Below are 3,116 nucleotides of genomic sequence, written 5' to 3' on the forward strand. Positions count from 1 at the left end.
ATTCGTCGCAATCGCCCTGAGTTCCACATCCTGATGGTGAGTCACGATGAGGGAGGCGCCTTGCTCACTGACGAGGGGGAACAGCCGATTCCGGCAGGATCGCTCATCTTCCTGCCCGCCGCCGTGCCAGGTGGTCTCAGGCTGATTGGCGAGCGCTGGCAGATCAGCTGGATTTTGCTCGATGACGTGCCGCGATGGCAGCACCTGCACCGGCTGGGTCACCGCATCTGGCAGGGAGAGGAGGGGGATCAGCTCTATCACCTGCTCAGCCTGATGCAGGGGGAGGGGGTACGTTCACCCCTGCAACCCCAGCTGCTCAGCCTGTTGCTGGCGCTACTGGAACGCACTCTGCAAGGGGAGGTGCGCGGTACCCCTGAGCTGAGGTTGCAGGCGCTGTTTCGGCGGGTGGAGGCGCGCCTTGACGAGCCCTGGAGCGTAGCACTGCTGGCCCGGCAGATGGCCTGCTCTGTGCCCCATCTGCACCGGCTCTGCCAGCAGGTGTTCGGCATGGGGCCCATGGCCTGGCTCACCGGGCTCAGGATGAACAAGGCACGTCAGCTGCTGCTCTACACCAACTGGCCGCTCGGCGAGCTGGCCAGCCGGGTCGGCTACAGCGATGGCGCCAACTTTGCCAACCGTTTTCGCCGCATCACTGGTCAGACCCCCGGCGCCTTTCGTCGCCTGGGTCGCAAACCTTTTGCACCGGATGTGCAAACTCTTTGAAATTAATGGCGCAAGCTCATAGGATCGGCGGATCCCTTCGTCCAGGTCATTGTGTAGGTACCCGATCCATGTTTGAAGATAATAACCAGAAACGCCCCCTCTACATTCCCTATGCCGGTCCGGCCCTGCTGGAGACCCCCTTGCTCAACAAGGGCAGCGCCTTCACCAGTGAAGAGCGCAGCAATTTCAACCTCGAGGGCCTGCTGCCCCAGAATATTGAAACCATCGAAGAGCAGGCCGAGCGGGCCTACCGTCAGTTCATGGCGTTTGGCAACGACATGAACAAGCACATCTATCTGCGTAACATCCAGGATACCAACGAGACGCTCTTCTACCGTCTGCTGCACGACCACCTGACCGAGATGCTGCCGGTCATCTATACCCCGACCGTGGGCAAGGCGTGCGAGGAGTTCTCCAACATCTACCGCCGCGCCCGCGGCCTCTTCATCTCCTATCCGGACAAGGACAGGATTGATGACATGCTGCAAAACGCCACCAAGCAGAACGTCAAGGTAATCGTGGTCACCGACGGCGAGCGGATCCTGGGTCTTGGCGATCAGGGGATTGGCGGCATGGGCATTCCCATCGGCAAGCTCTCCCTCTACACCGCCTGTGGTGGCATTTCCCCGGCCTACTGCCTGCCGGTGGTGCTGGATGTGGGCACCAACAACCAGCAGTTGCTCAATGACCCCTTCTACATGGGCTGGCGCAATCCGCGCATCTCGGGTGAAGAGTACGCCGAGTTCGTCGATGCCTTTATCCAGGCGGTCAAGCGCCGCTGGCCCGATATCCTGCTGCAGTTCGAGGATTTCGCCCAGAACAACGCCATGCCGCTGCTCAACCGCTACAAGAACGAGCTCTGCTGTTTCAATGACGACATTCAGGGCACGGCTGCCGTGACGCTCGGCAGCCTGATCGCCGCTTGCAAGGCCTCCGGTGCCAAGCTCTCCGAGAAGCGGGTCGCCTTCCTCGGCGCGGGCAGTGCAGGTTGCGGCATTGCCGAGCAGATAGTGGCGCAGATGAAGGCCGAAGGGCTGACGGATGCACAGGCCCGTGGCCGGGTCTTTATGGTGGACCGCTTTGGTCTTATCACCGACAAGATCCCCAACCAGCTCGACTTCCAGCGCCGCCTCTCCCAGCCGGTTGAGCGCATTGCCGACTGGTCGGTGGGGGACAATATCTCCCTGCTGGAGGTGATGGAGCACGGTCGCCCGGACATTCTGATCGGGGTCTCCGGCCAGCCGGGCCTGTTCACCGAAGAGGTGGTCAAGACCATGCACAAGCACTGTGCCCGTCCCATCATATTCCCGCTCTCCAATCCCACCTCGCGGGTCGAAGCAACTCCGGCAGATCTCATCCGCTGGACCGACGGTCAGGCGCTGGTGGCCACCGGCAGTCCGTTTGCACCGGTGGAGCACAAGGGTAAGCGCTATGTCATCGCCCAGTGCAACAACTCCTTCATCTTCCCGGGGATCGGCCTTGGTGTCATCGCCTCCGGTGCCACCCGGGTGACCGATGCCATGCTGATGTCGGCCAGCCGCGCCCTGGCGGAGTGTTCGCCGCTGGTGAAGGGGGCCGAGGGCTCGCTGCTGCCGGATCTGGCGGACATTCACGAGGTATCCCGCTACATAGCCAAGATGGTGGCCAAGACCGCCATGCTGCAGGGCAAGGCGGTGCAGACCCCGGATGAGGTGATAGAGCAATCCATCGAAGCGAATTTCTGGCAACCGGAATACCGCCGCTATCGCCGCACCTCCTTCTGATCTTTCGCACAGACGAAAAGCAACAGGGATGCCTCGGCATCCCTTTTTTGTGCACCTTTCACCGGTTTCCCTTTCAGTACCTCTCCCACACGCTTGACTGCTCTCTTCGTTGTTTGACTCGGCCTATGGTGCGGCTGGCTCTGCGACGGGGGCCTCGGGGGCACCCTGAGAGCCGATGACCGGTTGCCCTCGCCACTGCTCAGGGTGCTCACCTTGTCGGCGGGCTGGCCGAGGCTGGCTCGCGGTGCCAAGTTGATGGACTTGATGCGATAGAGATCACCGCTCCCCCTCGGCCAATACCGAGAAGATGTCGCCAGGGGGCAACTGGCCTATCACCGACAGGGAGGCCTCATGGCTGCCAATGCAATCCAAACAGGTTTTGGTCTTATGTTCATCGCGCATCCTCGTCGATGTTTGATGCCGCAGAGCGCCAGCGCTGTTGTGTACAACCCCGACGATTGATAGGCGATGCAGGGTTTTTAACCACTTAGGTGGTACTTGGGATTACAACGAGCGGGACGAGGTGACAAAACGGAGAGGGTGAGCGGTGATCCCGGGGCAATAAAAAAGGAGGCCATCAGGCCTAATGCCAGTCAGTTAAGCCTGACTGGCATTGTTTTTATTTGTTTT

3 protein-coding genes are annotated in these 3,116 nt (G+C 60.8%); 2 read left to right on the forward strand and 1 reads right to left on the reverse strand.

All coding sequences use genetic code 11. The annotated features are described in order from the left end of the window. Both AAC083_RS03105 and AAC083_RS03110 read left to right on the forward strand, forming a co-directional pair. Positions 1-723: helix-turn-helix transcriptional regulator (locus tag AAC083_RS03105; RefSeq protein WP_108535790.1), on the forward strand; the 723-nt coding region annotated here is incomplete at its 5' end. Positions 724-791: 68 nt separating this feature from the next. Continuing rightward, on the forward strand, positions 792-2,486 hold the full coding sequence (locus AAC083_RS03110) for an NAD-dependent malic enzyme (protein ID WP_042038269.1): 1,695 nt from the start codon (positions 792-794) through the stop codon (positions 2,484-2,486). Positions 2,487-2,762: 276 nt separating this feature from the next. Here the strand turns inward: AAC083_RS03110 and AAC083_RS03115 are convergent, their stop codons facing one another. Then, positions 2,763-2,888 carry a hypothetical protein gene (locus AAC083_RS03115; protein ID WP_258224585.1) on the reverse strand — a complete coding sequence of 42 codons (126 nt, stop codon included), beginning with the start codon at positions 2,886-2,888 and terminating at the stop codon, positions 2,763-2,765. Positions 2,889-3,116 lie beyond the last annotated feature (228 nt).

Origin of the sequence: Aeromonas sp. HMWF014, assembly GCF_963878295.1 — a bacterium.
Taxonomy (GTDB): Bacteria; Pseudomonadota; Gammaproteobacteria; order Enterobacterales; family Aeromonadaceae; genus Aeromonas; species Aeromonas popoffii.